The sequence below is a fragment of the Boudabousia marimammalium genome, from assembly GCF_001936115.1.
Classification (GTDB): Bacteria; Actinomycetota; Actinomycetes; order Actinomycetales; family Actinomycetaceae; genus Boudabousia; species Boudabousia marimammalium.
The window spans coordinates 1-3,027 of the sequence record NZ_MPDM01000014.1 but is presented as its reverse complement, the minus strand read 5'-3'; the positions used below and the strand labels follow the sequence as shown (position 1 = coordinate 3,027).

Below are 3,027 nucleotides of genomic sequence, written 5' to 3'. Positions count from 1 at the left end.
TGTAGATGGGTGGTGTGTGCAAGTATATCAAAGGGAAAATGTACTAAAACCCAGCTGACGGGCAAGTTCTGCACGCACGTTTGCAAGTATATCAAAGGGAAAATGTACTAAAACCCAGCATATGTAGGGTAAGTGATGCGTGTACTCTACCAGATTTTACTGGTTGAAAGAAATGAACGTATAATAGGTTGCATATGTAGGGTATATTAGGTACTCTTGGTATGTGAAATGAAAGGAGGTGTAACTTGGCTAAGAAAGCAAAAAACAATGAGCGGTGTCGGTCCGCTGTTACCGGGAGATTTGTCTCAGATACTTACGCTAGTAAGCATCCTAGGACTACTGTTCGAGAGAAGAAATAAATAGAGAATGATGGGTTGGTGCGGTTAGAGTAGCCGCACCAACCTTAAGCTCTTGTCTTAGAGTACAGATAATAGTTACTCACAAACCCCACGCAGTTAGCGGCCAAAGAATCCGCGGCGGGGGTTGTACTCTATGACTCTGCCGCCGTTTTGCTCGCCGGTCAGATCACTGTCTTTGCGAATCTCCTCAATCGTAATCTCTTGAACTTCGAGTTTCAGCTCTGCTTCCGTCATGCCCATTTCTTGCGCTACCGGGGCTATGGCTTCCAGCGAGTCAGTAATCTCGGCGGCCGACATGTCCGCAATCTTCCTCGTCCTCCTCAATAACAAGGAACCCAGCATCAGCACGGGGACGGAAAGCGCGAAAAATCCGACCGCAAACAAGGCGGGCATCAGCCAGGAGGAACCCTCGGTGCCAGAGATAACCAGCAGCAGCCGGTACATGGCCAGCAACTGCAGTAGCAAACCCACCGCCAGCAAAACCAAAGCAATAAACCTACGCATAATCCCTCCTAGCCTCTGCTCCAGAAACCGTCGCGCGAATACTCCTCAATCGGACTTTCCGGCTCCGTCAAATACTCGGCCGCGCCACTAACCACGCTATCATCACCCCAGCCGCCAGGCCGCCTAGATTTCAGAGCGAAAGCACTACAGAAAACCGTGAAACCAGGGAGGGCTCTTAAAGTGTCCCTGGCGGCAGGTAGGATGGAAACATGAAACAGACTCAGTTAGTGGCGATTCAGGGTGAAGCCGGTTCGAATTCGGCAATGGCGGTGCAACAGATACTGCCTAACGCCCAGATTTTCCCCTGCGACTCTTTCGACGCGGCTTTCGATGCCGTGAAGAATGGTAGCGCGGACCTGGCTCTCATTCCGGTGGAGAACTCATCCGCCGGCCGGGTCGCTGACCCGCACTCTCTGCTACCGGACTCTAACCTCCACATCATTGGGGAACACTTCCTGCCGATTCGTTTCGATCTGGTGGCCAACCCAGGAGCCACCCTCGGCACCATAAAAACTGTGCGTTCCCACGTACACGCGTTCGGACAGTGCCGAAAACTCCTAGAGCAATACGACTGGAAACGGCACACCAGTGCGGACACGGCAGGGGCCGCTCGGGAAGTTGCCTTCTTGAAAGATCCCAGCATTGCGGCCCTCGCGCCGGCCGGGATTGCGCCACTGTACGGGCTTGAAGTGCTAGCTGCCGGGGTGGAGGACACCAGTACGAACGCGACCCGTTTCCTGCTGCTATCGCCGCAACCACAAATCACAAAAGAGCGGCCCGCCATCACGACCGTGCTGTTTCGGGCCCGGAACGTGCCCGCTGCGCTCTACAAATGCCTGGGTGGTTTCGCGACGAACTCAGTCAACATCACCAAACTGGAAAGCTACCAGCTGGGCGGAACCTTCCAGGCCTCACAGTTCTACATTGATATTGACGGCCACGTGGAAGACCATAATGTGCAGCTAGCTTTGGAGGAGCTCTCCTTCTTCGTCAGCTATCTGAAAGTGATGGGCTGCTATCCGGCGCACCCGTTCCGGGCGGAAACCCTTTCCGCGTCAGGTGAACGCACGTTCCCTGCTCCTAGCGAACCAGATAAGCTGTAAACGCAAGCGCATTCGCGCAACCTAATAACGTCAACATTTTGGGAGCTAATAATGGCAAAGAAAATTACCGTCCTAGTGGGAAGTCTGCGCCGCGCCTCCGTGGCCCGCAAGATTGCGAAGCACGCGATCGAGCTGTTCCCCGAGGGCTACGAGGCTGAAATCGTAGAAATCCGCGACCTGCCGCTATACGACTTTGATTACGACGATCCGGCCGTCACCGACAAGCCGACCCCGGAAGAGTACACCAAGTTCCGTGAAATCATTAAGGCTTCCGACGGTGTCCTTTTCGTCACCCCGGAAAACAACCGCACCATTCCGGCCTGCTTGAAGAACGCTGTGGACATTTGTTCCAAGCCGAACTCGGATGTCGCCTGGAAGGGTTTGCCTGCCGGCATTATCAGCCACTCTATCGGCAAGATGGGCGGCTACAGCTCCCATAAGAACCTGAAGCTGGCGCTGTCCTACTTTGCTATGCCCATGGTTTTGCAGCCCGAGGTGTTCATCGGTAACTCCCATGATCTGATTGGTGAGGATGACCGCATTAACAACGAAAGCACCATCGAGTTCATTCGTGGTTACATCGCTGACTTCTGCCAGGTGGTAGAGGCAAACCCGCGCCACTAGGCACGGTTTAGCTTACGTAAATGGGGCTTCCGGGTTCTCGCAAATACCAGTTTGCGGGGTCCGGAAGTTTCTATTTACGAGGGCGTAGCAGTGTTCCCCTAGCCGTCCGTGTCGGCATGTGACGCAGGTAGCAGTTTTTCAAATTGCATTGCCTTGGTGAATGCTCTAAGCTTGATTCTTGTCGCCGAGAGCGACGGAAACAAATCTTCTTCTGAGGTTTTTGGCTTGTTTGCTGGGAATTTTGGTTGTGGGGGTGTTGTTTGATAACTCGATAGTGTGTCTATTTTTTCTTTTATGTCTTGATGGGATTGCATGGCTTTTTTTGGTTGTGTGGTTTTGTTTTTGTTATTTTTTGATTTTTTGTTGATTTCTTTATTTTTGATGATTCTGTTTTTTGGTTGGGATTGATGATGGATGCTGGGTGTCTTTTTGGGTGT

4 protein-coding genes are annotated in these 3,027 nt (G+C 52.3%); 2 read left to right on the top strand and 2 right to left on the bottom strand.

Translation table 11 applies throughout. From position 1 onward, the window contains the following. Window positions 1-455: 455 nt before the first annotated feature. Entirely contained in the window at window positions 456-863 is a 408-nt protein-coding gene (locus BM477_RS08110; RefSeq protein ID WP_075362165.1) for a hypothetical protein, read from the bottom strand. A gap of 209 nt (window positions 864-1,072) precedes the next feature. Here BM477_RS08110 and BM477_RS08105 point away from each other — a divergent pair, with 209 nt between their 5' ends. Both BM477_RS08105 and BM477_RS08100 read left to right on the top strand, forming a co-directional pair. Continuing rightward, window positions 1,073-1,966: a prephenate dehydratase gene (locus BM477_RS08105; protein ID WP_075362164.1), complete on the top strand. Its 894-nt coding sequence runs from the start codon at window positions 1,073-1,075 to the stop codon at window positions 1,964-1,966. 51 nt (window positions 1,967-2,017) lie between these two features. Continuing rightward, on the top strand, window positions 2,018-2,590 hold the full coding sequence (locus tag BM477_RS08100; protein ID WP_075362163.1) for an NADPH-dependent FMN reductase: 573 nt from the start codon (window positions 2,018-2,020) through the stop codon (window positions 2,588-2,590). Window positions 2,591-2,688: 98 nt separating this feature from the next. On the opposite strand, the gene BM477_RS08385 is transcribed toward BM477_RS08100, so the two are convergent. Beyond that, a partial coding sequence (locus tag BM477_RS08385) for a hypothetical protein (RefSeq protein ID WP_158024419.1) occupies window positions 2,689-3,027 on the bottom strand: 339 nt, incomplete at its 5' end.

Coding starts and splice junctions, on each gene's coding strand:
- BM477_RS08110 (WP_075362165.1), bottom strand. CDS start 863: ATGCGTAGGTTTATTGCTTTGGTTTTGCTGGCGGTGGGTTTGCTACTG.
- BM477_RS08105 (WP_075362164.1), top strand. CDS start 1,073: ATGAAACAGACTCAGTTAGTGGCGATTCAGGGTGAAGCCGGTTCGAAT.
- BM477_RS08100 (WP_075362163.1), top strand. CDS start 2,018: ATGGCAAAGAAAATTACCGTCCTAGTGGGAAGTCTGCGCCGCGCCTCC.